General features: G+C 59.3%; 18 protein-coding genes, 8 tRNA genes and 3 rRNA genes. 13 read left to right on the top strand and 16 right to left on the bottom strand.

The window, feature by feature from the left end:
• Positions 1–3: 3 nt before the first annotated feature.
• From DN611_RS15315 to DN611_RS15275, 9 genes are all read right to left on the bottom strand, one after another.
• On the bottom strand, positions 4–924 hold the full coding sequence (locus tag DN611_RS15315) for a hypothetical protein (RefSeq protein WP_021750559.1): 921 nt from the start codon (positions 922–924) through the stop codon (positions 4–6).
• Positions 921–1,775 carry a glycerophosphodiester phosphodiesterase family protein gene (locus DN611_RS15310; RefSeq protein WP_021752041.1) on the bottom strand — a complete coding sequence of 285 codons (855 nt, stop codon included), beginning with the start codon at positions 1,773–1,775 and terminating at the stop codon, positions 921–923. The genes DN611_RS15315 and DN611_RS15310 overlap by 4 nt, the downstream gene beginning before the upstream one ends.
• Before the next feature lie 213 nt (positions 1,776–1,988).
• Positions 1,989–2,741, bottom strand: a complete 753-nt coding sequence (locus tag DN611_RS15305) for a DUF3169 family protein (protein WP_021750557.1) — start codon at positions 2,739–2,741, stop codon at positions 1,989–1,991.
• Complete coding sequence (locus tag DN611_RS15300) at positions 2,731–2,949, bottom strand: helix-turn-helix transcriptional regulator (RefSeq protein WP_025544718.1); 219 nt, start codon at positions 2,947–2,949, stop codon at positions 2,731–2,733. Before DN611_RS15300 ends, DN611_RS15305 begins: the two co-directional genes overlap by 11 nt.
• Before the next feature lie 175 nt (positions 2,950–3,124).
• A complete protein-coding gene (locus tag DN611_RS15295; RefSeq protein ID WP_021750555.1) occupies positions 3,125–4,312 on the bottom strand; it encodes an AI-2E family transporter in 1,188 nt (395 codons plus the stop codon).
• A 37-nt stretch (positions 4,313–4,349) separates the two neighbouring features.
• Complete coding sequence (locus DN611_RS15290) at positions 4,350–4,844, bottom strand: gamma carbonic anhydrase family protein (RefSeq protein WP_119311775.1); 495 nt, start codon at positions 4,842–4,844, stop codon at positions 4,350–4,352.
• Positions 4,845–4,868: 24 nt separating this feature from the next.
• Positions 4,869–6,101 carry an aminopeptidase gene (locus DN611_RS15285; protein WP_119311956.1) on the bottom strand — a complete coding sequence of 411 codons (1,233 nt, stop codon included), beginning with the start codon at positions 6,099–6,101 and terminating at the stop codon, positions 4,869–4,871.
• Between the two features lie 106 nt (positions 6,102–6,207).
• Entirely contained in the window at positions 6,208–7,071 is an 864-nt protein-coding gene (locus tag DN611_RS15280) for a YihY/virulence factor BrkB family protein (RefSeq protein ID WP_249390880.1), read from the bottom strand.
• Positions 7,072–7,165: 94 nt separating this feature from the next.
• Positions 7,166–7,501, bottom strand: coding sequence for an arsenate reductase family protein (locus DN611_RS15275; protein WP_021750551.1), 336 nt, complete (start codon positions 7,499–7,501; stop codon positions 7,166–7,168).
• A gap of 50 nt (positions 7,502–7,551) precedes the next feature.
• Between DN611_RS15275 and DN611_RS15270 the strand changes: the two genes are divergently transcribed.
• The 5 genes from DN611_RS15270 to DN611_RS15250 all read left to right on the top strand — a co-directional run bounded on the left by DN611_RS15270 (position 7,552) and on the right by DN611_RS15250 (position 10,361).
• Positions 7,552–8,268 (top strand): NAD-dependent protein deacylase, encoded by a 717-nt coding sequence (locus tag DN611_RS15270; RefSeq protein WP_119311774.1) that lies wholly within the window; start codon positions 7,552–7,554, stop codon positions 8,266–8,268.
• Between the two features lie 204 nt (positions 8,269–8,472).
• Entirely contained in the window at positions 8,473–9,846 is a 1,374-nt protein-coding gene (locus DN611_RS15265; protein ID WP_119311773.1) for a citrate/2-methylcitrate synthase, read from the top strand.
• Positions 9,847–9,995: 149 nt separating this feature from the next.
• Positions 9,996–10,082, top strand: a tRNA-Leu gene (locus tag DN611_RS15260).
• 31 nt (positions 10,083–10,113) lie between these two features.
• Positions 10,114–10,201, top strand: a tRNA-Leu gene (locus tag DN611_RS15255).
• A gap of 72 nt (positions 10,202–10,273) precedes the next feature.
• A tRNA-Leu gene (locus DN611_RS15250) sits at positions 10,274–10,361 on the top strand.
• A 344-nt stretch (positions 10,362–10,705) separates the two neighbouring features.
• On the opposite strand, the gene DN611_RS15245 is transcribed toward DN611_RS15250, so the two are convergent.
• From DN611_RS15245 to DN611_RS15215, 7 genes are all read right to left on the bottom strand, one after another.
• Positions 10,706–11,545, bottom strand: coding sequence for a DUF5677 domain-containing protein (locus tag DN611_RS15245; protein WP_136891252.1), 840 nt, complete (start codon positions 11,543–11,545; stop codon positions 10,706–10,708).
• A gap of 77 nt (positions 11,546–11,622) precedes the next feature.
• On the bottom strand, positions 11,623–11,832 hold the full coding sequence (locus tag DN611_RS15240; RefSeq protein WP_119311771.1) for a hypothetical protein: 210 nt from the start codon (positions 11,830–11,832) through the stop codon (positions 11,623–11,625).
• A 73-nt stretch (positions 11,833–11,905) separates the two neighbouring features.
• The gene (gene guaA, locus DN611_RS15235) at positions 11,906–13,447 is read right to left on the bottom strand and encodes a glutamine-hydrolyzing GMP synthase (protein WP_119311770.1); all 1,542 of its coding nucleotides are present in this window, start codon (positions 13,445–13,447) and stop codon (positions 11,906–11,908) included.
• Between the two features lie 28 nt (positions 13,448–13,475).
• A complete protein-coding gene (locus DN611_RS17195) occupies positions 13,476–14,105 on the bottom strand; it encodes a hypothetical protein (RefSeq protein WP_025544726.1) in 630 nt (209 codons plus the stop codon).
• 113 nt (positions 14,106–14,218) lie between these two features.
• On the bottom strand, positions 14,219–14,797 hold the full coding sequence (locus DN611_RS15225; RefSeq protein ID WP_021750465.1) for a xanthine phosphoribosyltransferase: 579 nt from the start codon (positions 14,795–14,797) through the stop codon (positions 14,219–14,221).
• Positions 14,798–14,995: 198 nt separating this feature from the next.
• The gene (locus DN611_RS15220) at positions 14,996–15,817 is read right to left on the bottom strand and encodes an Mrp/NBP35 family ATP-binding protein (protein WP_119311769.1); all 822 of its coding nucleotides are present in this window, start codon (positions 15,815–15,817) and stop codon (positions 14,996–14,998) included.
• 91 nt (positions 15,818–15,908) lie between these two features.
• Complete coding sequence (locus DN611_RS15215; RefSeq protein ID WP_256264555.1) at positions 15,909–18,149, bottom strand: ATP-binding protein; 2,241 nt, start codon at positions 18,147–18,149, stop codon at positions 15,909–15,911.
• Positions 18,150–18,735: 586 nt separating this feature from the next.
• Between DN611_RS15215 and DN611_RS15210 the strand changes: the two genes are divergently transcribed.
• The 8 genes from DN611_RS15210 (at position 18,736) to DN611_RS15175 (ending at position 24,250) form a co-directional block, all read left to right on the top strand.
• Positions 18,736–20,266: ribosomal RNA gene (locus tag DN611_RS15210) — 16S ribosomal RNA — on the top strand.
• Positions 20,267–20,371: 105 nt separating this feature from the next.
• A tRNA-Ala gene (locus DN611_RS15205) sits at positions 20,372–20,447 on the top strand.
• Positions 20,448–20,478: 31 nt separating this feature from the next.
• A tRNA-Ile gene (locus tag DN611_RS15200) sits at positions 20,479–20,555 on the top strand.
• Between the two features lie 316 nt (positions 20,556–20,871).
• Positions 20,872–23,710, top strand: a 23S ribosomal RNA gene (locus DN611_RS15195).
• A gap of 77 nt (positions 23,711–23,787) precedes the next feature.
• Positions 23,788–23,863: transfer RNA gene (locus tag DN611_RS15190), tRNA-Lys, on the top strand.
• A gap of 1 nt (position 23,864) precedes the next feature.
• Positions 23,865–23,939 (top strand) — tRNA-Glu (locus tag DN611_RS15185).
• Positions 23,940–24,025: 86 nt separating this feature from the next.
• A 5S ribosomal RNA gene (gene rrf / locus DN611_RS15180) occupies positions 24,026–24,141 on the top strand.
• Together the 16S, 23S and 5S rRNA genes with 5 tRNA genes alongside form the textbook arrangement of a ribosomal RNA operon.
• 33 nt (positions 24,142–24,174) lie before the next feature.
• A tRNA-Asn gene (locus DN611_RS15175) sits at positions 24,175–24,250 on the top strand.
• Positions 24,251–24,275: the final 25 nt, after the last annotated feature.

Raw genomic sequence — 24,275 nt, 5'->3', positions numbered from 1 at the left:
CGCTCAGGCACCCTCCGGTTCTCCCGGCGCCGGGGGGCCATCCGGAGTGGGGGCGTCCGCGTCCTTTTGATCCGCCTCTTCCAGCGCCTGCTGGAGATAGTCCTGCTCCGCGGTCTTTTTGCTGGGGACAAAGCCCTGGGCGGCGCTCTTCCGGCGGCCCTTGCTGCGGGCGAAGAAGAAGCCGGAGAGGGAGAACACAACGGCACCGATGAAATTCACAAATAGGTCCTTCATGGTGTCGATGATGCCAATATCCAGGTAGCCGCCCAGTCCCAGGCTCTCTCCGTTGATGACCACGTCCTGGATATCCGGAATCGTCACCACCTTGTTGGAGAGCGTGGGATCCAGGGAGACGGAGTGGATGGCGTGGATGACCGTGTCCTTCTGCATGTCCGTGCCCAGGAAGAAGTCCATGCCGAATTCAAAGAACTCCCACAGGACCCCGATAGTCATGGAGAAGCAGAAGGCCACCAGGGCCAGGAACGCCGGGGACAGATGGAAGGTGATCCGGTCATCGTCGTTCAGCAGCATCACCATGGAGAAGCCTACCGCCGCGGCCAGGAAGCCGTTGATGGTGTGGAGCATGGTGTCCCATCCGGGGATCACGACATAAAAGGCGTTGACCTCACCCAGAATTTCTGCCGCAAAGATGAAGCAGAAAATGGTGATCTCCAGGGGCGGCGGCAGCTCGATCCGCAGCTTCACCTGGATCCAGCTGGGCACGTAGAGCAGCAGAAGCGTGAGAATGCAGAAGAAGGCGCCCTCGTAGTTGGCCAGCATAATCTGCCGCACCAGCACCACCAGCACCAGAATTCGCAGGATGGAAAAGACGATGAAGGAGCTTTTGTGTTCCCGCAGCTCCCGCGCCATGGCCTCCTGAAATGCCTTTTTATACTGCTTCTTTTCTTTCTTTGTCGACTTCAATGGGTTACCTCCTTCGGTCGGTCCGGTTCTTCAAAAATCGGCAGGGCGCCCTCTTGCTCGGCAAGGGCCACATCGGCCCGGGAGCGGAGGGTCCAGTAGGCCATCCGCATCCCAAATTTGCGGCACAGCCGCACTGCCGGCTTTTCCCGGTCTCCGAACCGGTAGGCCACAAAATCCGGCCGGGTGAATGCATTGTAGAAGAGATTCGTCAGCGCCAAGCGGTTCCAGGGACCCTGGCCGGATGGATGGCGGTGGAAATCCTGGGACAGCTGGCCCCGCAGCACCGACGGCCGGTGGCGGCGCAGCCACCGCAGCGGCCGGGGGTCAAAGCTCTCCACACAGTAGTCTATGGAGAAGCGGTCCAGGCAATCCACCGTATCCCGGGCCAGCGCCGCGGCGCCGTGCCGGTCGGTCTTCAGCTCCACCACCAGCGGCGCCCGTCCGGCAAACAGGGGGAGCACCTCCTCCAGAAGAGGGATGTGTTCCTCTGAGCCTGCCAGCCGGAGAGCGGCAAGCTCCTCCGCGGTTTTTTCCGCCACCCGGCCGGGAACGCCGCACATCCGCTCCAAATCCCCGTCGTGGATCACCACCAGGCGGCCATCCCGGGTCAGATGGACATCCAGTTCGGCGCCGTATCCGGCCTCCGCCGCCCGGCGGAAGGCCGCCAGGGAGTTCTCCGGCACGCCGGGGCCGTGGAGGCCCCGGTGGGCGTACCGAAAGCCCTCCAGCTTTTCCCAGCCAGGACCATCCCGCCGGCCGTGGAGCAGGAACCAGACCAGCAGGTATCCAAGCCCGGCCAGGGCAGCTGCCGCAGCAGCGGCTGCCGCTAAAATCAGCAGCAATTCGACCATAAACACCTCCGCCAAATCCGGGCATCGGGGAGCGGACCGCCCCGGGATGGACCGCAGATTCCTTCAAACAAAATAAAGAATACCACAAAGCCGGCCCGCTGACAAGCGGGCCGGCTTTGTGAAATGCCCGGCGGCATCAGATTTGCGCCTTCTTTTTCTCCAACAGGCAGAGCACGCAGGCTGCCAAAACGGCGCCCAGCAGCGCGATGTCCATTACGCGTCCCCCGTTCTCTTGCTGAGTCGGATGCACTCAAGGGCATAGACGGTTTGCATCGCGCCCCACACCGCCAGCACCGCCGCGATGGGCAGCAGACCGAAGTCAAACACAAAGTTCAGGATCAGCAGGGCCACCCACAGGAAGATGCAGACCTTGGTCCCCACCATATAGGCCCGGTAGCAGGCCTGGCCGATCTGGGCCCGCTCCGCCTCGTCGCAGCTGTCCATCCAGGTCTTCTGGAATTTCATGTCGTAAACGCTGCCCCGCTTCTCCGGATTGATCCGGCGCTCCAGGTCCACGATCTTCTGCTGGAGCACCACCAGCACCGCCACAGACGCCAGAAAGAGGATCAGGTCCGGCAGAAAGCGGTCGTAGATGATGGAGGCGGCGAAGAAGAAAAAGTCCAGGATTATCACCAGCCCCGTCAGCAGCAGAGCCCAGCTCAGCTGCTGCTCCGCCGCGTCCATGGCGTCCTCGTCCTCCCCATCCCAGGCGGCAAAGCGCCGTTTGGCGGCGGCATAGAGGTACCAGCCCGCCCCCAGCAGCACCACGGCGCTGCCGACGATGCCCCAGGGCGCACACACCGCCAGCACCCGGTCCAGGGCCTGCCGCACCGTCTCCGCCACGCCAGCGGCCCCAGCCACACCGGTGAAAAAGCCCAGCACGCCGCCCAGCAGCCCGAACAGCAGAATTGTCAGCAGGTATTTGGGCAGCGCCCTGCGGTTGTCCCGCCTCACGTTATCGCTCATGGCATTCATCCTCCTGATAGGTAAAAATGTCCTCCACGGTCACACCGCAGATCCTGGCAAGCTTCAGCGCCAGCGTCACCGAGGGGGAGTAGTCCCCCCGTTCGATCTGGCTGATGGTCTGGCGGGAAACACCCGCCAGGGCGCCCATCTCCTGCTGGTTGACCCCCAGCCGGGCCCGGTGCTCCTTCAGCCGGTTGTACAGCGGCATCCGCTCATCCCCTTTCCTGACAATGATCCAAGTCAAAATGACAATTATTCTTGTCAAATATAGCATAGCACTGACAAGGATTCTTGTCAATAAAAAATTGAATCTGCGCACAAAAACCGGCCGCCCAATTTGGACGGCCGGTTTTTGAACAGATGTAGGGCGGCGGAAAGAACGCTCACTGCCGGGAGGGTGGGGGAGGCGGGTCCCGCCATTTTTCCGGTGGGACTGCCTTGCTCACCAGCCGGTTTTTCACATAGCTGCGGAACAGGGCGTAGATCACGGAGCACAGCGGGATGAAGAACAGCATCCCTGTGATCCCCATGAGCTTGCCGCCCAGAGTGACGGCGGCCAGCACCCAGATGGAGGGCAGCCCCACGGAGGAACCCACCACATGGGGGTAGATCAGGTTTCCCTCGATCTGCTGGAGCACCAGGAACAGCACGATGAACCACAGCGCCTTCCAGGGATCGTCGATGGCGATGAGCAGTGCGCCCACAGCGCAGCCGATAAAAGCCCCCACAATGGGGATCAGGGCGGTCAGGGCGATCAGGACGCCCACCAGCAGGGCGTAGGGCATCCGGAAGATGGTCATGGCCGCGACGAACAGCGTGCCCAGAATGCAGGCCTCCAGGCACTGGCCGGAGAGGAAGCTGGAGAAGGTCCGCCCGGACAGCCGCAGGACGTCCAGCGTCCGGTCGGCCTGCCGCAGGGGCAGCAGGCCGTAAATCACCTGGCGGCCCTGGCGGCCCAGCTTCTCCTTCTGCAGCAGGACATAGAAGGAGAAGATCAGGCTGATGACAAAGGTGCTGACACCGCTGACCACACCGCCGATGAACCCACCGGAGGAGACAATCCCGGCCCCAATTGCCTTGGCGATCTCCAGAGCCTTGGCAGAAAGCTCCTGCCATTGGATCTCCTCCTGCAGCTTCATCAGCTGCTCCTCCAGTAGAGGCCACAGGTCCTGCAGGTTCTCCGCCAGGGCGGTGAGCTGGTGCTCCAGTCGCTGGAAGGCGGCAGGAATCTCCCGAATGATGGACATGACTGCATCTGCGATGCCCGGGCCGATCACCAGGCCAGCCAGGGCCAGCACACCGATCACCGCGACCAGGGTCAGCACCAGGGCCAGGGGGCGGCGGAGCTTTGCGCCCTTCCGGTTTCTGGGGAACAGGTGCCGCTCGATGGCCCGCATGGGCACATTCAGGATAAAGGCCAGGGCGCCGCCCAGCAGAAACGGCGCCAAAATCCCAAGCAGCCAGCCCAGCGCCGCCAGGACTGCATCCAGGCGCTGCAGTGCGCAGTAAAACGCCACACCGCCGCAGACCACCAGCAGAAGTCCTTTGATCTTCTGTTTGTTCCATTCCATGAACGGTAAACTCTCTTTCCGGCCCGGAGGGCCTGTCTCAACGGGCTTCCTGCTCCTTCCGATACTGGGCGGCAGCTTCCAGATACTCCTCCATGGCCGCCCGGTTGCCTTCGATCTCCTCCGGCTTCAGGGGCCGCACCACCTTGGCGGGGCTGCCCAGGATCATGGACCCGTCCGGGGCGTCCATTTTTCCGGTGACCAGGGCCCCGGCACCCACGATACAGTCGCTGCCGATCTTCGCGCCGTTGAGGACAATGGCCCCCATGCCGATCAGGGTGTTGTCCCCCACTGTGCAGCCGTGGACGATGGCCCCGTGGCCGATGGTGCAGCCCCTGCCCACCACCGTCTCCTCGTGGAGGATGGCCTCGTCCTGAATATTGGTGTCCGTTCCCACGGTGATGGGGCCCATGTCCCCCCGCAGGACCGCACCGTACCAGATGCTGACGCCCTTTGCCAGCCGCACGTCTCCGGTGACGGAGGCGCCCTCCGCAATCAGCACGTTCTCGTCAGTCTTTCTCAGCTCGTATGTCATGGTCTCTCCTCTTTCTCTCTGATTTCAGATCTCCGGGGCGAAGTTGCCGTCCACGAACACTGGGATTTCCTTTCCGTCGTGGGTAATACCCAGGATGTTCAGGTCCGGCGTGCCCACCATGAAGTCCACGTGGGTGATGGAGTCGTTGAGGCCCCGGGCCTTCAGCTCGTCCTTGCTCATGGCCTGGCCGTCCTTGAGGCAGGGATAGGCCTCGCCGAAGGCGATGTGGCAGGCCGCATTCTCGTCGAACAGGGTGTTGTAGAACAGGATCTTCTGGTTGGAGATAGGGCTGTCATAGGGCACCAGGGCCACCTCGCCGAAGTAGCTGGCCCCTTCATCCACAGTGACGGCGGCCTTGAGGGCCTCCTCCCCCTGTTCCGCGTGAACCTCCACGATCTTCCCGTCCTTCACCACAAAGTGGAACTTGTCAATGATGGTGCCGTTGTGGGACAGGGGCAGGGCGGAGTAGACCACGCCGTTGACGCCGGTCTTCAGGGGAGAGGTGAAGACCTCCTCCGTGGGGATATTGGCGATATAGGTGCGGCCAGACAGAGTCACGTCGTTACCCGCCTCCCAGATGTGGTCCTCCGGCAGTTCCACAGTCAGGTCCGTGCCCAGGGAGTTGGTGTAGTGGAGGGACTTGAAGTTCAGCTGGTTCAGCTTCTCCACCCGATGGGCCAGGGTCTCGATATGCCGGTGCCACTTGTCTACGCACCTGCCGTCGCCGGTAATGCGCACTGCCTGGAAGATGGCCTCCCACAGTTTGTCCATTGCCTCGCTCTCCGCAAGATCCGGGAACACCTTCTTCGCCCAGCTGGGGATGGGGATGGAGGCGATGCACCAGGGGAAGCCGCCGCACATCTGGAGACGGTCGAAGTCCTTCAAGGCCCTCCCGCTGGCCTGCTGGGCCCGGACGATCCGGCTGTGGTCCACGCCCTTGAGGTTCTCCGGATCGCTGGCGGAGATGGCCAGGTACGCCGCCCCCTCCAGGGCGTAGTCGTTGTAGAAGTGCCGCCGCCACAGGGGCACGGTGTCGAACACCTCGTCAGCCGCATGGAGGTACTTCATCCGGCCCAGTTCATCGTCGCCCCAGTTCATCACCACCTCCCGGCAACCGGCCTGATAGGCCTCCGCCGCACAGAGACGGGCGAAAAAGGCGCACTCCACAGGCGAGGAGATCACCAGCGGCTGCCCCCTCTGGATATTCAGGCCCACCCGCACCAGCAGCTGGGCGTATTCCGTCAGTTTTTCTTTCATGGATTCCATTTGATTCCATCCTTTCCAAGGGTTTCCTCACCCAGAGAATATTGTAGAGCATCTCTCCCGTAAAGTAAAGCGGGGGCCGCCGGGATTCAAAAATCGTTTACGATTCCCCCGCCCGGTCCTTTCGCAGGGAGATCAGCGTGGCGTTCAGCTCCGCCCCCATGATGAGGGTCACGGCGGTCATATACAGCCAGATCAAAAGGGCGATGGCCGTGCCGATGGAGCCGTACAGCAGGGAGTAGTCGGCAAAGTTCTCCACGTATGTGGAGTACAGCCAGTTCAGCGCCAGCCAGGCCCCCAGGGCCGCCATAGTGCCGGGCCAGATGTTCCGCCAGGGCTGGCGGCCGTCCTGAGACAGTGCGTACAGGAAGAACAGGGCGAAATACCCTGCCACCGCCGCCACCGGGAACCGCAGCTTCGCCCACAGCACCGCCCAGAACCGGGGCAGGCCGAAGCTGTCCACGGCGTAGAGCAGCAGCCGGTCTCCCACGGACATCAGCGTCAGGGTCAGGGCGATGGTGGCGATCAGCACCGCCGTGTACAGCAGCGTTTTCACCAGCTGGGGCAGCGCGCCCCGGGGCGGGCCCAGGTGATAGGCGATCCGCACGGAGCGCATCAGCGTGTTGGTGGCCCGCATGGGGAAGTACAGGGAGAAGAACAGGCCGAACAGCAGCAGCTTCACACTGGGGTTCCGGCCCACATAGGTGAGGTACACCCCGATGAAGGACACGATCTCCCGGGGCAGGAACTCCTGCACCGCGGCCAGAATGGCATCCACGTCCAGCTGCAGCAGGCCCAGCAGGGAGCTGACAAAGATCAGCAGGGGAAAGATCATGAACAGCAGGTAAAACGCCAGAGCCGCTCCCTGCATCCCCACATTGTGGCGCAGATACCGCTGCACCAGCAGATAGATGCCCCGCAGAAAGCGGTTTTGGGGCAGCTCCATCCAGGCTCGCCTTTGCACGCAGGCCACCTCCTCTCCGTGTGCATCCATAGTATGCACAGAATACCACCGATCTGTTCCGCAGCGGTGCAGAATTCTGTCGGGCGGCAGAGACTCACTCCCAAGTCTGCCAGATTTCCGGATGGTAGCCCACCGTGGCCTCCCTTCCATTGCGGACGATGGGGGTCACGAACAGCTCCGGGTGTTCCAGCAGCTTCTCCTCCCGGGCGTCCGGGGTGATATAGGCCATGTACAGGTCCTCATAGGCCCGGCATTTCGTGTTCACCAGGGCGTCAAAGCCCACTTTCTGCTTGACGGACTGGTACTCCCGGGGGGATAATCCCTTTGAGGGCAGGTCGATATACTGGTACTTAATGCGGCGCTCCTTGAACCAGCGCTCCGCCTTCTTGGAGTCGAAGGACTTAGAGGAACCGAAGATCTGAATGTTCATGCCTGTGCTCCTGTCTCAATAAAATTGGAAATTGGAATGGAGGGTCCGGTATGACGGACAGTATTAAACGGCTGAAGGAACTGGTGGGCAGCTCCGACAACATCGTGTTTTTCGGGGGGGCCGGCGTTTCCACAGAGTCCGGCATCCCGGACTTCCGCAGCACTGGCGGCCTATATCACCAAGAATGGAAATATCCGCCTGAAGTGATTTTAAGCCATACATTTTACGAAAGCAACCCCGAAGAATTTTTCCGCTTCTACCGGGCCAAGCTGCTGGCCCCGGACGCCAAGCCCAACGCCGCCCATAAAAAGCTGGCGGAGTGGGAGGCGGAGGGCCGGTTGAAAGCCGTCATCACCCAGAACATCGACGGGCTCCACCAGGCCGCCGGCAGCCGGAACGTGCTGGAGCTCCACGGCAGCGTCCACCGGAACCACTGCCAGCGGTGCGGGAAATTTTACGGTCTGGAGCATATCCTCCGCACGGAGGGCGTGCCCCGGTGCAGCTGCGGCGGCATCATCAAGCCGGATGTGGTGCTCTATGAGGAGGGGCTGGATCAGGGGACGCTGGAGGCAGCCGTCCGCGCCCTGGCGGAGGCGGATATGCTGATGATCGGCGGCACCTCCCTGAACGTCTATCCCGCCGCGGGGCTGATTCGATACTATCAGGGGCACAGGCTGGTGCTCCTCAACAAGTCGCCGGTGGCCCGGGATCTGGCCGCGGATCTGGTGATTACTGACCCCATCGGCGAGACCCTGGCCCAGCTGTGAGGCGCTTCGGCGCCGGAGTTCTTCAGGCAGCCCTCCGAGGGCTGCCTGTTGCTTTTTGAATTTGCAAGTTCGAAAAAAGAAAAATTCAAAAGTTTTCTTATTTTTTCAAAAATATTTTTTAAAACGGTTGAAAATGCAATTTTTTAATGATACTATTGCAAATAGTACAACGGCTGCATGCCGCCGAAAGGAGCGCGCACCCCTATGGTCTGGAAAGAGAACCGTGAGAACGCCTATTGTGAGATCACCCCCGCCATTCTCGCGCTGAAGGAGCAGTGGGAGAAGAAAAACTACATCGACCCCAAGCTCTATAAGGAGTATAACGTCAAGCGCGGCCTGCGGGACGAGGACGGCCGCGGCGTGCTCACCGGCCTGACCCGGGTGGGCGAGATCCAGTCTTACAGCGTCACGGAGGGGGAGCACATCATCCCCCAGGACGGTATGCTTTACTACCGGGGCATCGATTGCCGGGAGCTGGTGAAGGGCTCCGAGGGGCGCCGCTTCGCCTTTGAAGAGACGGCCTATCTGCTGCTCTTCGGCGAACTGCCCACCGCCGCCCAACTGGAGGCATTCTGCCAGCAGCTGGCCTCCTACCGGACGCTGCCCACCAATTTCTTCCGGGACGTGATTATGAAGGCGCCGCCCCGGGATCTGATGAACACCATGCAGCGGGGCATCCTGACGCTGTTCTGCTATGATGACAAGCCCAACGACATCGGGCTGGAGAATGTGCTGCGCCAGTGCCTGCAGCTGATGAGCAATATGCCCGTGCTGGCCATCTACGCCTATCAGGCCTGGCGGTTCAGTCAGGGGGAGAGCCTGTTTATCCACGTGCCCAAGCCGGAGCTGTCCACCGCGGAGAACTTCCTGCGGATGCTGCGGGAGGACTGCAGCTACACCGATCTGGAGGCCCGGACCCTGGACGTGGCCCTGATCCTCCACGCGGACAACGGCGGCGGCAACAACTCCACCTTCACCAACCATGTGGTCACCTCCTCCGGAACAGATACCTATTCTGCCATCGCCGCGTCCATGGCCTCGTTGAAGGGTCCCCGCCACGGCGGCGCCAACAGCAAGGTGATGGCCATGATGGACGACGTGAAGGAGCACGTGCGGGACTGGAATGACGAGGGCTGCGTGGCGGACTATCTCACCAGGATCCTGAACAAGGATGCCTTCGACCGCAGCGGCCTGATCTACGGCCTGGGCCACGCGGTCTATACCAAGACCGACCCCCGGTGCGAGGTGTTCCGGGCCTACGTGAATCACCTGGCGGCGGAAAAGGGCCGGGAGGACGAGCTGGCCCTGTACGCCAATGTGGAGAAGATCGGCAAGCAGCTGCTGATGGAGCGGCAGCACAAGTCTGTGCTCTCCACCAACATCGACTTTTACAGCGGATTTGTCTATGAGATGCTGGGCCTGCCCAAGGAGCTGTATACGCCCCTGTTCGCCGTGGCCCGTATCGCCGGCTGGAGTGCCCACCGGATGGAGGAGCTCTCCGTGGGAGGCAAGCTGATCCGCCCCCGGTATGAGTGTGTGGAGGAGCACCGTCCCTATACGTCCATGGACCGGCGCTGAACAGGTCAGGCGGCCGGGACCGTCTTCGGCGGTCCCGGCCGAATTCCTGGTCCATGGAAATTTTTTCGACTGATCGGGGAAAAACAGTTGACATTTGGATCTCGACTGGCTATAATAATCAAGCAGTCTTTTTTAGGGGACGAACATTTGCGGCTGTGCTGGAACTGGTAGACAGGCCAGCTTGAGGTGCTGGTGTCCGAATCGACGTGTGGGTTCAAATCCCGTCAGCCGCACCATACGGTGTCTCTGAAAAGATAACCGCTCTATGCGCGAGTGGTGGAATTGGCAGACTCGCTAGATTCAGGTTCTAGTGTCCATTACGGACGTGCGGGTTCAAGTCCCGCCTCGCGCACCACGTTCCACCGGAGGGCTCCCTTCCGGTGGAACACCCCAACGGGGAGATACAGGGAGCAAAGTTCATATCGACGCGCGAGTGGTGGAATTGGCAGACTCGCTAGATTCAGGTTCTAGTGTCCATTACGGACGTGCGGGTTCAAGTCCCGCCTCGCGCACCAAAGAGAAAGGGCTTCCTATCCGGAAGTCCTTTCTCTTTGGGCTCCGGCAGCCGAAGGCGGCCCCCGCCCTTCGGTGATTCAAATGCTCGGCGGAAGTGAATTCCGCCTGCGCCGAGGTTTTATCTACGGCAAAGCGCCCGTGCGGCGCAAATGCGCCGCCGGCCAGAAGGCCGGTGGGGTGGGTCTCCTATACCTTTTCGAGATTTTAAAATATCGATTTTGACCGTCCCTTCTCGAAAGAGAGACATCTGCGGAAAGTAGATGTCTCTCTTTTTGAATTTTGGATGCTTTTGGCAGGGCACCATCAGCGCCGCGGCAACCTGTACAGCCGCCTCGTAAGCCCGTCATGCGTTTTTGTCCCAGCTGGTGGTTCCCCAAAGAGCAGCCAGGTCCCGTTCGAGCTTCTGCATCTCCGCCTCCAGCTCCTCAGAGACAGGGTACAGGCGGATCGCCCTGAAGATATAAGACATCATCACAGTGAGCAGATGATAGGTGGAGTCGTAAAATGTGAAGGGATGCATTTTGGAGCGGATATCCTGCCCGTGGACAAACGCGCAGGCCCATTGATACGTCTGATAGAGCTCCGTTTCCTGCAGGTATTCACAAACATGGGAGAAGTAGATCCGGCCTTTGCCCGGGATCACGGAAACCAGCCACTCGTTTTCGTTGCCCTTTTTGAACCGCCGGATTGTTTCCTCCGGCTCTCGGTTCCATGCGCTGCAAAGTGCATACACAGTTTTGAGTTTTGCCTGCCGCAGCGCCCCATCCTGGCCGGGGAGGCTGCGGATCATCCCGCAGAGAAACCAGTCTTCCAAAAGGCGGGCGCTCTTTTCCTGCTTCAGCACCTTCCCGTAGACACAGCACTCCATCAGAGTCCGCGTCATCGCCGCTGTGGAAAACAGATTCCCGCCCACAAACATGTTGAAGAGCTCGTTGATCAGCTCGCGCATGTGAAGACGCCACTGGAGCAGATAGTTTTGCGGGTCATAGGGCTCTGGGGGCAGCAGCGCATACTCTGCGTCCAGCTCTTGGTAGCGCTTCAAAAAATCCGAGACCTGTTTGAGATAGGCGTATACAGTCGCCTCGGACTGATATTCGGTGTGGCTGAAATTCTCCACATACGGGGCGTCTAGGCTGTGGTCCTTCTCATTTCTGGCGTGGGAAATTTCCAGCCGTTCGGGCACATCATTCCGCTGTGGGTTCTTGTTCCTGTCAGAAATCAGTGGGAAATGAACTTCCGTAAGAAACGGAAGCAGAAATCTCAATCCGAATCCCTTTTGGAGCTCCGCATATCCGCGTCAAACCTGCCCTGCGCATTGCGGTGTCCGTCAATGTCAAGGTACAGGGTTCTCGGCTTTCCCGGCTCCTTCTTTTCCGCGGCGTATACCAAGGACACAAGATCCTTTGCCGCCTTCTCAAAATTTTCCCACCGCATAACACGGTGGTATAGCGCGACGCCTGCCTGATCCATGTGATCCCTCCTGTTCCGATTTTAAGAATCACAAGCTCCAGGGCCCAAGCGCAGGCCCTGGAGCTTGTGACCGTCATTCCCACTCGATCGTAGCGGGCGGCTTGGACGTGATATCGTACACAATCCGGTTGATATGGGGCACTTCGTTGACAATCCGCACGCTGATCCGGTCCAGCACCTCGTAGGGAATACGGGTCCAGTCGGCGGTCATGAAGTCTGTGGTGGTGACAGAGCGGAGAGCCAGAGTGTAGTCATAGGTCCGGCCGTCACCCATAACGCCCACGGAACGCATGTTGGTGAGCACCGCGAAATACTGGTTCATGGTGCCCTCCAGATGGGCCTTAGCGATCTCGTCCCGGAAAATGAAGTCTGCCAGGCGCAGAGTGTCCAGTTTGTCCTTCGTCACCTCGCCGATGACCCGGATGGCAAGGCCCGGGCCCGGGAAAGGCTGGCGCATGACCAGATACTCCGGCAGGCCCAGCTCCCGACCAAGCTGACGGACCTCGTCCTTGAAGAGCATCCGCAGGGGTTCGATGATCTCCTTGAAGTCCACATAGTCCGGCAGGCCGCCCACGTTGTGGTGGCTCTTGATGACGGCGGCGTCGCCGGTGCCGGACTCGATCACATCGGGATAGATGGTGCCCTGGACCAGGTAATCCACCTGGCCGATCTTTTTGGCCTCCGCCTCAAAGACCCGGATGAACTCCTCCCCGATGATCTTCCGCTTGCGCTCCGGCTCGCTGACGCCGGAGAGTTTGGAGAGGAACAGCTCCTCCGCGTTGGCCCGGACGAAGTTGATATCCCACTTTTTGAAGGCCTCCTCCACCTCGTCGCCCTCGTTCAGGCGCATGAGGCCGTGGTCCACAAACACGCAGGTCAGCTGGCTGCCTACGGCCTCGGCTACCAGGGCTGCCGCCACGGAGGAGTCCACGCCGCCGGACAGGGCCAGCAGCACCTTGCCGTCCCCCACCTTCTCCCGGATCTGGCGGATGGCAGTCTCCTTGTAGTCGCCCATGGTCCAGTCGCCCGCTGCGCCGCAGACCTCATACAGGAAGTTGCGGATCATGTCGGTGCCATGCTCCGTATGATTGACCTCCGGGTGGTACTGGACGCCGTAGAAGCCGCGGCTCTCATCGCAGATGGCCACATTGGGGCAGGCGTCGGAGTGGGCCACCAGAGCGAAGCCCTCCGGCACCTTCTCCATGTAGTCCCCGTGACTCATCCAGGTGATGCCCTGGGCGGGAAGGCCCTTGAAGAGCTTGCAGGCCGAATCGAAATACGTCTCGGTCTTGCCGTACTCCCGGGCGGAGTCGTCCTGGGCCTCGGTAACCCGGCCGCCCAGGTTATGGGCCATCAGCTGGCAGCCGTAGCAGATGCCCAGGATGGGCACGCCCCAGGTGAAGATGGCCGGGTCCACCTGGGGGGACTTGGGATCATACACGCTGTTGGGGCCGCCGGTGAAGATGATGCCGATGGGATTCATGGCGCGGATGTCCGCCAGCGGGGTGGTGTAGGGCTTTACCTCGCAGTAGACGCCGCACTCCCGGACCCGGCGGGCGATGAGCTGATTGTACTGTCCGCCGAAGTCCAGCACGATGACAGTCTGGTGAGACAAGGGAATTCCTCCTTTGTGTAAATTCGGTTTATGAGATCTCTGCGCCGCCCCACTCCACCAGGGTGAAGCCGGTACGCACCGGGGCGGCCAGCGTCTGGGGCGGAAGCTCCACGGAGCGGTCCAGCGGCTTCCAGGCCATGAAGACCCGCAGCACCGTGTCCGGCGCCGGGTCTGCCGTGAGCCGGGCATGGTCCGTGTAGGAACTTGTCTGGAAGGCGATCAGATTATAGGCGTTCCCCTCCATGTGAGGCAGCCAGTAGACAATAAACTCGTTGGCCTCCCGGCGGTTCAGACCCAGAGTGGCCAGGGTGTCCTCCAAAAAGGCGGCGGTGTCCCTGCCTGGTACGCAGAAGCCCTGGGAGAAGTCATATTCCGTCCGGCTGACGCCCTCCCAGTAGAGGTAATTGTAGGTCTGACCGACCGCGTCCGTCAGCGTCCCGTCGGGGCTGGCGGTGACCATCCAGGAATTTCCATTCATGACGGGATAAACACAGGTCAGTTCCCCGTCATAGTCCAGGGTAACGGTGACATCGGTCTCCGCCTCCGGATAGAGGTAGATGACCGGCTTTGCGTCGGCTCCGCCTCCCGGCGGCGTACAGCTGGGGAGCAGCGCTAGGGCCAGGGTCAGCAGTACCAGAAACAGTGGGGGCCGTTTCATGGAAAAGTCCTCCTTTTTCTGATGCGCCGAAAGATAGGGAACGATCGTTCTGCTATCCTATCAGACGGAAAAAAGAGACGAATCTTACAGAGTGCCGCGGAAAATGCAGAGGATCAGTCCTCGCCCCGGAAGACGATGTTGCCGGGCTCGGCGGACTCGATGATGGCCAGGGACTTCAGGTTCACACCCGCGGCCCGCAGCCGGTCGCCGCCGCCCTGGAACCCCTTCTCTACCGCGCAGCCGATGCCCACCAGCGTGGCACCGGCGGCGTTGACGATGTCGCACAGGCCCCGCATGGCTTCGCCGTTGGCCATGAAGTCGTCGATAATCAGGACCTTGTCGTCGGCGGAGAGCCACTCCTTGGACACCAGCAGCGTCACCTTTTTCTTATAGGTGTAGGAGAAGATGTCGCTCTGGTACAGGCCGCCCTCGATGTTGTCGCTCTTGGCCTTCTTGGCGAAGATCATGGGCTTGTGGAAGTGGTGGGCCACGATGGCGGACAGGGCGATGCCGCTGGCCTCGGCGGTGAGGATCATGGTGACCTCGTCCATATTGAAGTGTTTGCCGAACTCCTCTGCGATATGGTCCATCAGCTCCGTGTCGATGCGGTGGTTCAGAAAACCATCCACCTTGATGATGTTGCCGGGCAGCACCTTGCCCTCTTTCACGATGCGGTCTTTCAGTTCCTGCATGGGTGATTCCCCCTCGATCTGTCTGTATTTTGCATGGTTTTATGCCAAATTTGATCTTTTTCTATTATCTCGAATCCTGCCGGATTTTGCAACTGTTTTTGCCCACAAAAAGAAGGTGCTTCCTCCGGTGGATTTGCATAGGACGGACAAAACGCGGCAAACGCCGCGCCGTGGAAGGACACGGCGCGGCGTTGAGCATTATTTCCCCTCCAGCTTGTCGGCGGCAGCCTCCAGCCAGCTGCCCTGGAAGGACTCGATGTCTCCGGCGTCGGTAAGGGCGGCCAGGGCCGGGTCGATGGGCATCTCCGCCAGCACGGGCAGATGGTGGCGCTCCGCAGCCTCGGCAGTTTTGCCCTGGCCGAAGAGATGGATCTGCTTCCCGCAGTCCGGACAGGTGACATAGCTCATGTTCTCCACCAGGCCCACGATGGGGACCTCCATCATCTCTGCCATCTTCACGGCCTTCTCCACCACCATGCTCACCAGCTCCTGGGGAGAGGCCACGATCACGATGCCGTCCAGGGGAATGGACTGGAACACACTGAGGGACACATCGCCGGTTCCCGGCGGCATATCCACGAACAGGTAGTCGCAGTTCCACAGCACGTCGGTCCAGAACTGCTGGACCACGCCGGAGATGACCGGGCCCCGCCAGATGACCGGGTCCGTCTCGTTGGGCAGCAGCAGGTTGGTGCTCATCACCTGAATGCCGGTTTTGGACACCATGGGATACAGGCCCGCCTCGCTGCCTGTGGCCTGGCCGTGGATGCCGAAGGCCTTGGGGATGGAGGGACCGGTGACGTCGGCATCCAGAATGCCGACCTGATGGCCCCGGCGGCGCATGGTGACCGCCAGCTGGCTGGTGACCATGGACTTTCCGACGCCGCCCTTGCCGGACACGATGCCGAACACCTTACCGATGTGGGCTTCGGGATGGTGCTCCTTCAGCAGGGACTGGGGTTCCTGCCGCTCGCTGCAGCTCTCGCCGCAGGTGGAGCAGTCGTGGGTGCATTCGCTCATAGTATGGATATCTCCTTTTTTCGCTTTCGCGTAATTGATAAACACAGGCTCCCGGCCCCGCCGCTGCGGGGAACGGGGAGTATTCCATATCTTATACCTCTACCGCCGCATCCGTCAACCGCTGGACGAAAACTTCCCTGTCTCCGGCAAAAAATTCCCCCTCCCGGCTGTGGCAGGTGAAGAGCAGGATCTGCCGGTTCCCGGCGGCCTCTTTCAAAAACTGCAGGGCCGCAGCGCAGCGGCTGTCGTCAAAATTGGCCAGGGCGTCGTCCAGCACGATGGGCACCTGCTTCTCCGGCGGCAGCACCAGCTCACAGATGGCCAGGCGCACCGCCAGATACAGCTGGTCCAGCGCGCCGGCGGAGAGCAGGGCGGCATCCCGGAACACCGGGTCTCCCACAGGCTCTGCCGAGAGGCGGAAGCTCCGGTCCAGCACCACACCGGCATAGCGGTTGTCGGTCAGTCGGGAAAAGATCTCCGCTGCCCGGCGGCCCAGAGCGGGAGAGAAGCGGTTCTGCAGGGCGGTGTTGGCCCCCTCCAGTGCCTCCATAGCCAGCCGGAGAGCGCTGTACTCCGTTTCCAGCCGCTCCTTTCGGGCAGCCAGGTCCTCGGCAGAAGCCCGCAGCACCGCGGGATCGCCCGCGGCGTGGAGCTGGCCGTCCAGACGGTCCGCGGAGGAGCGGGCCTCCGCCAGTGCGGCGCGGACCCGGTCCAGCTCCGTGGAGATGGCCTCCCGGCTCCGGACGGGAGCGGGGACATCCGCCTCCGGCGTGCCGGGAGCGGGCGCCTGCTGGACCTGAAGCTCATAGCGCATCCGTGCCTCCCGGGCGGCGGTCTCCGCCTCCGCCAGCTCCTTCCGCCGGACGGCACAGGCCCGGAGCAGCTGGTCCGCCGTGGGGATGTCGAAGGCGTCGGGAGCGAAGCGCCGGACCTCCAGCAGGATGCCCTGTTCGTTGGAGGAGAGACTACTATATAAGGTGTCCGCTGCGGCGGACTTGGCGTTGACACTGGCCTGGGCGGCGTCCCGGGCCTCGCACAGCTTGGCGTAATCCTCAGCCAGCTGGCGGATGGCATCCAGGTCCGCGGTGCCGAAGCGCTTCAACCGGAGTTCTGCCCAGCCGGCCTGAAACGCCCGCTTTTTCAAAAAGAGAGCGAGGGCGCACACGCAGGAGAATCCGGCTAGCATGGTGAGAAGCGCAAGCAGCTTGCTGTGGCTGCCTGTGAGAAAAAGTACCGCATAGGTCACGACGAAACACAGTGGGACACCAATTAAAAAAGTCAGCACGCCGGGGACCGGATTCCATTTGACAGGCTCGTTCTCAGTTCCTGCGGCCTCTCGCCGGGCGCTCTCCGGACTCTGCCCGGCAAAGGGACTCTCATTCACAGCGGCCTCCGCCCGCAGCAATGCCTTCATGGCCTCGTCCCGCTCCGACCGGGCCTTGTCCACGGCTCTCCGGGTGGTCTCCAGATTGACGATGGCGCCGCGGAGCCGGGCGATGGTCTCGTTCTCCGGGATTTGGTCCTGCTGAAGCCGCTCCTGCACCTGCGCGGCGCGGACCTCTGCCTGTTCCGCCGCCGATGCGGCACCGGAGAGGGCCTGGCGGCGCTGGGCGGCCTCCCAGCGGTTGCAGTCCGTCAGTTCCGCCTGTAGGATCTCCGCCCGACGGGACAGAGCTTCGACCTCGGAGCGGGCCTGCACCAGCTGCCGGGCCAGAGAGTTGCTCTCCGACAGCTGACGGTCCAGTTCGGCCAGCTCCGTCTCCAGAGCGGGGAGCTGCCCGGTCCTGTTATGGCGGCGACGATTCAGCTGCTTTTTCAGGGCATCCGCAGCCTCTGTATAGGAGGTGCCCTCCTCTCCGGAGGAGATCAAGGCCGCGATGCGCCGTTCCAGCTCGGCGTCCTGGCTGATGGGCAGGTTATTCTGCCGGATAAAGGCGCTGCGCTCAAAGACCTCCCGGCTGATGCCCAGCAGGGTCTCGCCGCAGGCGGCACCGGTCAGGCCCGGCACAGGCTCGTTGGTACCGGCGTATACGGCACTGAATTCCCCCATGGGGCTGGTCTGCCGCCGGGTGGCGCGGGTCAGAGTCAGCTCCCCCAGTTCCGTGCCGCAGTCCATCCGGCCGGACATGGCCGCGCCTGACCAGGGAGCAAAGCGGTTTTTATCCGCGATAAAACCAGCGCGGTCCCGCTCCCGGCTGTTGACACCATATAAAATAGAGAGCAGAAAGGCGCACCAGGTGGACTTTCCAGTCTCGTTGGGGGCTTCGATGATATTCAGACCGTCCCCCAGCTCCAAAGACCGGCCCTGGAGTTTGCCGAAGGTGGCGGTCATGCGATGAATCCGCAGATCAATCCCTCCTACTATGTATACATTTTATTTCCATGGACATTATACCACTGTCGCCTCCGTTTGCACAGCTTATTTTCCCGACCTGCGCAAGGGGAAGGGGACGAAAGCCGGAGAAATCGCCACAGCAATCAGAAAAATAAAAAAACCTCGAAAAAGGTATTGACAAAAGGGGAAGGATTTGGTATTCTAACAAAGCTGTCGGCGCGGTGATGAGCCGGGCCGGGAAGAAATGAAAAAAGTTCTTGACAGCAAGGCTGAGGTGTGGTAACCTAAACAGGTTGCTGCTGATACGAGATGGATCGGATGTCAAAAAACTTCTGAAAAAAGTTCTTGACAAACGAAATGAAATCAAGTATAATAGCAATGTTCCGCCGGGAACGGCGTGCACCTTGTAAATTAAACAATGTAACGAAAAGGAAGCACCAGAAGGCGAGCTCATTTAGATGAGTTTGCCAAAGGACAAAGCCGTCTCACTGGGTTGAGTCAATTACCGGTGGGATGGAGAAATGAAGCTATGACAAATAGCTCTATGAAGGTTTGAACGGACTACGGTTCGTTTAGATACCATTTTATAGAGAGTTTGATCCTGGCTCAGGACGAACGCTGGCGGCGTGCTTAACACATGCAAGTCGAACGGAGCACCCTTGACTGAGGTTTCGGCCAAATGATAGGAATGCTTAGTGGCGGACTGGTGAGTAACGCGTGAGGAACCTACCTTCCAGAGGGGGACAACAGTTGGAAACGACTGCTAATACCGCATGACGCATGACCGGGGCATCCCGGGCATGTCAAAGATTTTATCGCTGGAAGATGGCCTCGCGTCTGATTAGCTAGATGGTGGGGTAACGGCCCACCATGGCGACGATCAGTAGCCGGACTGAGAGGTTGACCGGCCACATTGGGACTGAGATACGGCCCAGACTCCTACGGGAGGCAGCAGTGGGGAATATTGGGCAATGGACGCAAGTCTGACCCAGCAACGCCGCGTGAAGGAAGAAGGCTTTCGGGTTGTAAACTTCTTTTGTCAGGGAAGAGTAGAAGACGGTACCTGACGAATAAGCCACGGCTAACTACGTGCCAGCAGCCGCGGTAATACGTAGGTGGCAAGCGTTGTCCGGATTTACTGGGTGTAAAGGGCGTGCAGCCGGGCCGGCAAGTCAGATGTGAAATCTGGAGGCTTAACCTCCAAACTGCATTTGAAACTGTAGGTCTTGAGTACCGGAGAGGTTATCGGAATTCCTTGTGTAGCGGTGAAATGCGTAGATATAAGGAAGAACACCAGTGGCGAAGGCGGATAACTGGACGGCAACTGACGGTGAGGCGCGAAAGCGTGGGGAGCAAACAGGATTAGATACCCTGGTAGTCCACGCTGTAAACGATGGATACTAGGTGTGCGGGGACTGACCCCCTGCGTGCCGCAGTTAACACAATAAGTATCCCACCTGGGGAGTACGATCGCAAGGTTGAAACTCAAAGGAATTGACGGGGGCCCGCACAAGCGGTGGATTATGTGGTTTAATTCGAAGCAACGCGAAGAACCTTACCAGGGCTTGACATCCTACTAACGAAGTAGAGATACATCAGGTGCCCTTCGGGGAAAGTAGAGACAGGTGGTGCATGGTTGTCGTCAGCTCGTGTCGTGAGATGTTGGGTTAAGTCCCGCAACGAGCGCAACCCCTATTGTTAGTTGCTACGCAAGAGCACTCTAGCGAGACTGCCGTTGACAAAACGGAGGAAGGTGGGGACGACGTCAAATCATCATGCCCCTTATGTCCTGGGCTACACACGTAATACAATGGCGGTCAACAGAGGGAGGCAAAGCCGCGAGGCAGAGCAAACCCCCAAAAGCCGTCCCAGTTCGGATCGCAGGCTGCAACCCGCCTGCGTGAAGTCGGAATCGCTAGTAATCGCGGATCAGCATGCCGCGGTGAATACGTTCCCGGGCCTTGTACACACCGCCCGTCACACCATGAGAGTCGGGAACACCCGAAGTCCGTAGCCTAACCGCAAGGAGGGCGCGGCCGAAGGTGGGTTCGATAATTGGGGTGAAGTCGTAACAAGGTAGCCGTATCGGAAGGTGCGGCTGGATCACCTCCTTTCTAAGGAGACCTGGGCAGAGCAAGCTCTGCCTGGAATTCCTGGTCAGCTGGAGCGGAAAAAGAGTTACGTTGTTTAATTTAGAGGGCGTACGCCGGGAGATAGAAGGGGATATAGCTCAGCTGGGAGAGCGCCTGCCTTGCAAGCAGGAGGTCGCCGGTTCGAACCCGACTATCTCCACCAAGAGAATAAAGCGTCACCTCGTCCAAGACGAGGGCCCGTAGCTCAGCTGGCTAGAGCGTACGACTGATAATCGTAAGGTCGGTGGTTCGAGCCCACTCGGGCCCACCAGGCGATTTGCCTTTGGATTTGAAGACCTGATCGAAAGATCGGATCTTCAAATCTGACTGCAAAAGCGGTTGGAAGCTGTGCCGGAGACAAGCGAAAGCTTGCGGACGGCGATCTGCACCTTGAAAACTGAACAATGTGACAAAAGCAAGTAAGGCAACAGAGAGGTTTCTCTGTGGAAACACAGAGGAAACAAATTGATTGTGGAACAGCATCCGAAAGGATGCAGGGTGACATACAATTTCGATCTTTGTAAAGCCTGCATAATTCTCAAAGAGAACCAAGAATTCTCTGACAAGTCGCTGTGAGAACAGCGATAGGTCAAGCTGGAAAGAGCGCAAGGGGAATGCCTTGGCATCAGGAGCCGAAGAAGGACGTGACAAGCTGCGAAAAGCCTCGGGGAGGAGCAAATATCCATTGATCCGGGGATATCCGAATGGGGCAACCCGGCTGGACAATATCCAGTCATCCTGCGTTGAACAAAATAGGCGTAGGAAGGGAACCGCCTGAACTGAAACATCTAAGTAGGGCGAGGAAGAGACATCAACCGAGATTCCGCAAGTAGTGGCGAGCGAACGCGGAAGAGGCCAAACCGAGGGATTTATTCCTCGGGGTTGCGGACAGTCATTTAGCGGAAGTTATCTAGGAGAAGGGTCTGGGAAGGCCCGCCACAGAGGGTGAGAGCCCCGTATCCGAAAGAGAAGGCCGTGCGACTGAATCCAGAGTACCGCGGGACACGTGAAACCCCGTGGGAAACAGGGGGGACCACCCTCCAAGCCTAAATACTACCTGATGACCGATAGAGGAGCAGTACCGTGAGGGAAAGGTGAAAAGGACCCCGGGAGGGGAGTGAAAGAGAACCTGAAACCTTGTGCTTACAAGCTGTCAAAGCACGTTAACGTGTGATGGCGTACTTTTTGTAGAACGGTCCGGCGAGTTATAGTAACGAGCGAGCTTAAGGCATTCAGTGCCGGAGGCGAAGCGAGAGCGAGTCTGAATAGGGCGTAAAGTTCGTTGCCATAGACCCGAAACCGGGTGACCTACCCATGAGCAGGTTGAAGTGGGGGTGAAACCCCATGGAGGACCGAACCGACCCCCGTTGCAATGGTGGCGGATGACTTGTGGGTAGCGGTGAAATTCCAATCGAACTCGGAGATAGCTGGTTCTCCCCGAAATAGCTTTAGGGCTAGCGTTATGTTAGATTACCGGAGGTAAAGCACTGAATGGTAGCGGGGCCGATAAGGTTACCAACGCCTATCAAACTAAGAATGCCGGCTAATTGATGCATAGCAGTCAGACAGTGTGAGATAAGTTTCATTGTCAAAAGGGAAACAGCCCAGACCTACAGCTAAGGTCCCGAATAGATGCTAAGTGGAAAACGATGTGGAGTTGCGAAAACAACCAGGATGTTGGCTTAGAAGCAGCCACTCATTAAAAGAGTGCGTAATAGCTCACTGGTCGAGTGACTCTGCGCGGAAAATGTAACGGGGCTAAGCATCTAACCGAAGCTTAGGATTGTCGTAAGACAGTGGTAGGGGAGCGTTCCATGTGGGGTGAAGTCGTAGCGAAAGCAGCGGTGGACTGCATGGAAGTGAGAATGCCGGAATGAGTAGCGAGAATTATGTGGGAATCATAATGGCCGAAAATCTAAGGTTTCTTGGGGAAGGTTCGTCCGCCCAAGGTAAGCCGGGAGCTAAGGCGAGGCCGAAAGGCGTAGTCGATGCACATACGGTAGAAATTCCGTAGCCACCGAACTTTAAGTCAGAGGGACACTTTTGGATAGCGGAACCCGGGCGTTGGTTGACCCGGGCGAAAGGGAGCGAAAATATAGTAGCGAAGTCCGCGATGCTGAGAGGCGAGAAAAGCTCTGATGGATACTAAGGTGCCCGTACCGCAAACCGACACAGGTAGATGAGGAGAGAATCCTAAGGCCAACGGGAGAAGGGTTGTTAAGGAACTCGGCAAGTTGACCCCGTAACTTCGGAATAAGGGGAGCCTCGAAAGAGGCCGCAGTGAAAAGGCCCAAGCAACTGTTTACCAAAAACACAGGTCTATGCTAAATCGAAAGATGACGTATATGGGCTGACGCCTGCCCGGTGCCGGAAGGTTAAGAGGAGATGTCAGCGCAAGCGAAGCATTGAATTGAAGCCCCGGTAAACGGCGGCCGTAACTATAACGGTCCTAAGGTAGCGAAATTCCTTGTCAGGTAAGTTCTGACCCGCACGAAAGGCGTAATGATTTGGGCACTGTCTCAACAGCCCGCCCGGCGAAATTGTAGTACTGGTGAAGATACCAGTTACCCGCAACTAGACGGAAAGACCCCATGGAGCTTTACTGCAGCTTAATACTGGAATTCGGTAACCCATGTACAGGATAGGTGGGAGGCTTGGAAGCAGGGGCGTCAGCTCTTGTGGAGCCGCCGGTGGGATACCACTCTTGGATTGCTGAATTTCTAACCTGCGGCCGTGAATCCGGTCGGGGGACACTGTTAGGCGGGCAGTTTGACTGGGGCGGTCGCCTCCTAAAGAGTAACGGAGGCGCTCAAAGGTTGGCTCAGCACGGACGGAAATCGTGCAGTGAGTGTAAACGTAGAAGCCAGCCTAACTGCGAGACCGACGGGTCGAGCAGTAACGAAAGTTGGAGTTAGTGATCCGGTGGTATGTGAGTGGAAATGCCATCGCTCAACGGATAAAAGCTACCCTGGGGATAACAGGCTGATCTCCCCCAAGCGTCCACAGCGACGGGGAGGTTTGGCACCTCGATGTCGGCTCGTCACATCCTGGGGCTGAATTCGGTCCCAAGGGTTCGGCTGTTCGCCGATTAAAGTGGCACGCGAGCTGGGTTCAGAACGTCGTGAGACAGTTCGGTCCCTATCTGTTGCGGGCGGAAGAGATTTGAAGGGAGCTGTCCTTAGTACGAGAGGACCGGGATGGACGTACCTCTGGTGCACCAGTTGTCCTGCCAAGGGCATAGCTGGGTAGCTAAGTACGGACGAGATAAACGCTGAAAGCATCTAAGCGTGAAACTCCCCCTAAGATGAGATCTCTCACCTCGAAAGAGGGTAAGGGCCCAGGAAGACTACCTGGTAGATAGGCCGGAGGTGGAAGTGCAGTAATGTATGGAGCTGACCGGTACTAATAGCCCGAGGGCTTGACCTACGAGAAAGCAGGCGAGCCTGAAAGCAGCGTCACATTGTTCGGTTTTGAGGGTGCAGGGAAGCATGCTCAAGGGATTTGCACCTTTAGCTCAGTTGGTAGAGCAACTGACTCTTAATCAGTGGGTCCCCGGTTCGAGTCCGTGAAGGTGCACCATGGCCCGTTGGTCAAGTGGTTAAGACAGCGGCCTCTCACGCCGTTAACATCGGTTCGAATCCGGTACGGGTCACCAGACTTTTCAAGGGCGAAAGTTCTTGACAAGGGAAGCGAAATACAATATAATACAGTTTGTTCTCCGGCAAGACCGGATGACATAGAGTTGGTGCTGATTAGGGCGAGGGTCCACCCGTTCCCATTCCGAACACGGCAGTTAAGCTCGTTCCTGCTGACAATACTTGGCTGGTGACGGCCCGGGAAGATAGGTAGCGCCAACACAGGCTCTTGTTTTTAACAAGGGCCTGCCACATTCCTCCATAGCTCAGTCGGTAGAGCACGCGGCTGTTAACCGCGGTGTCGTTGGTTCGAGTCCAACTGGGGGAGCCAAGTATTGCCGCCACTCGGCGTGGCG

It is taken from the genome of Oscillibacter sp. PEA192 (genome assembly GCF_003574015.1).
Lineage (GTDB): Bacteria > Bacillota > Clostridia > Oscillospirales > Oscillospiraceae > Oscillibacter > Oscillibacter welbionis.
The sequence above is the reverse complement of the archived record's forward strand: the minus strand, read 5'-3'. Positions and strand labels throughout refer to the sequence as shown.

Bases quoted from the DNA above. Each gene is read 5' to 3' on its own strand.
- DN611_RS15310 (WP_021752041.1), bottom strand. From the start codon at position 1,775: ATGGTCGAATTGCTGCTGATTTTAGCGGCAGCCGCTGCTGCGGCAGCT.
- DN611_RS15305 (WP_021750557.1), bottom strand. From the start codon at position 2,741: ATGAGCGATAACGTGAGGCGGGACAACCGCAGGGCGCTGCCCAAATAC.
- DN611_RS15300 (WP_025544718.1), bottom strand. From the start codon at position 2,949: ATGCCGCTGTACAACCGGCTGAAGGAGCACCGGGCCCGGCTGGGGGTC.
- DN611_RS15295 (WP_021750555.1), bottom strand. From the start codon at position 4,312: ATGGAATGGAACAAACAGAAGATCAAAGGACTTCTGCTGGTGGTCTGC.
- DN611_RS15290 (WP_119311775.1), bottom strand. From the start codon at position 4,844: ATGACATACGAGCTGAGAAAGACTGACGAGAACGTGCTGATTGCGGAG.
- DN611_RS15285 (WP_119311956.1), bottom strand. From the start codon at position 6,101: ATGAAAGAAAAACTGACGGAATACGCCCAGCTGCTGGTGCGGGTGGGC.
- DN611_RS15275 (WP_021750551.1), bottom strand. From the start codon at position 7,501: ATGAACATTCAGATCTTCGGTTCCTCTAAGTCCTTCGACTCCAAGAAG.
- DN611_RS15270 (WP_119311774.1), top strand. From the start codon at position 7,552: ATGACGGACAGTATTAAACGGCTGAAGGAACTGGTGGGCAGCTCCGAC.
- DN611_RS15265 (WP_119311773.1), top strand. From the start codon at position 8,473: ATGGTCTGGAAAGAGAACCGTGAGAACGCCTATTGTGAGATCACCCCC.
- DN611_RS15240 (WP_119311771.1), bottom strand. From the start codon at position 11,832: ATGGATCAGGCAGGCGTCGCGCTATACCACCGTGTTATGCGGTGGGAA.
- DN611_RS17195 (WP_025544726.1), bottom strand. From the start codon at position 14,105: ATGAAACGGCCCCCACTGTTTCTGGTACTGCTGACCCTGGCCCTAGCG.
- DN611_RS15225 (WP_021750465.1), bottom strand. From the start codon at position 14,797: ATGCAGGAACTGAAAGACCGCATCGTGAAAGAGGGCAAGGTGCTGCCC.
- DN611_RS15220 (WP_119311769.1), bottom strand. From the start codon at position 15,817: ATGAGCGAATGCACCCACGACTGCTCCACCTGCGGCGAGAGCTGCAGC.
- DN611_RS15215 (WP_256264555.1), bottom strand. From the start codon at position 18,149: ATGACCGCCACCTTCGGCAAACTCCAGGGCCGGTCTTTGGAGCTGGGG.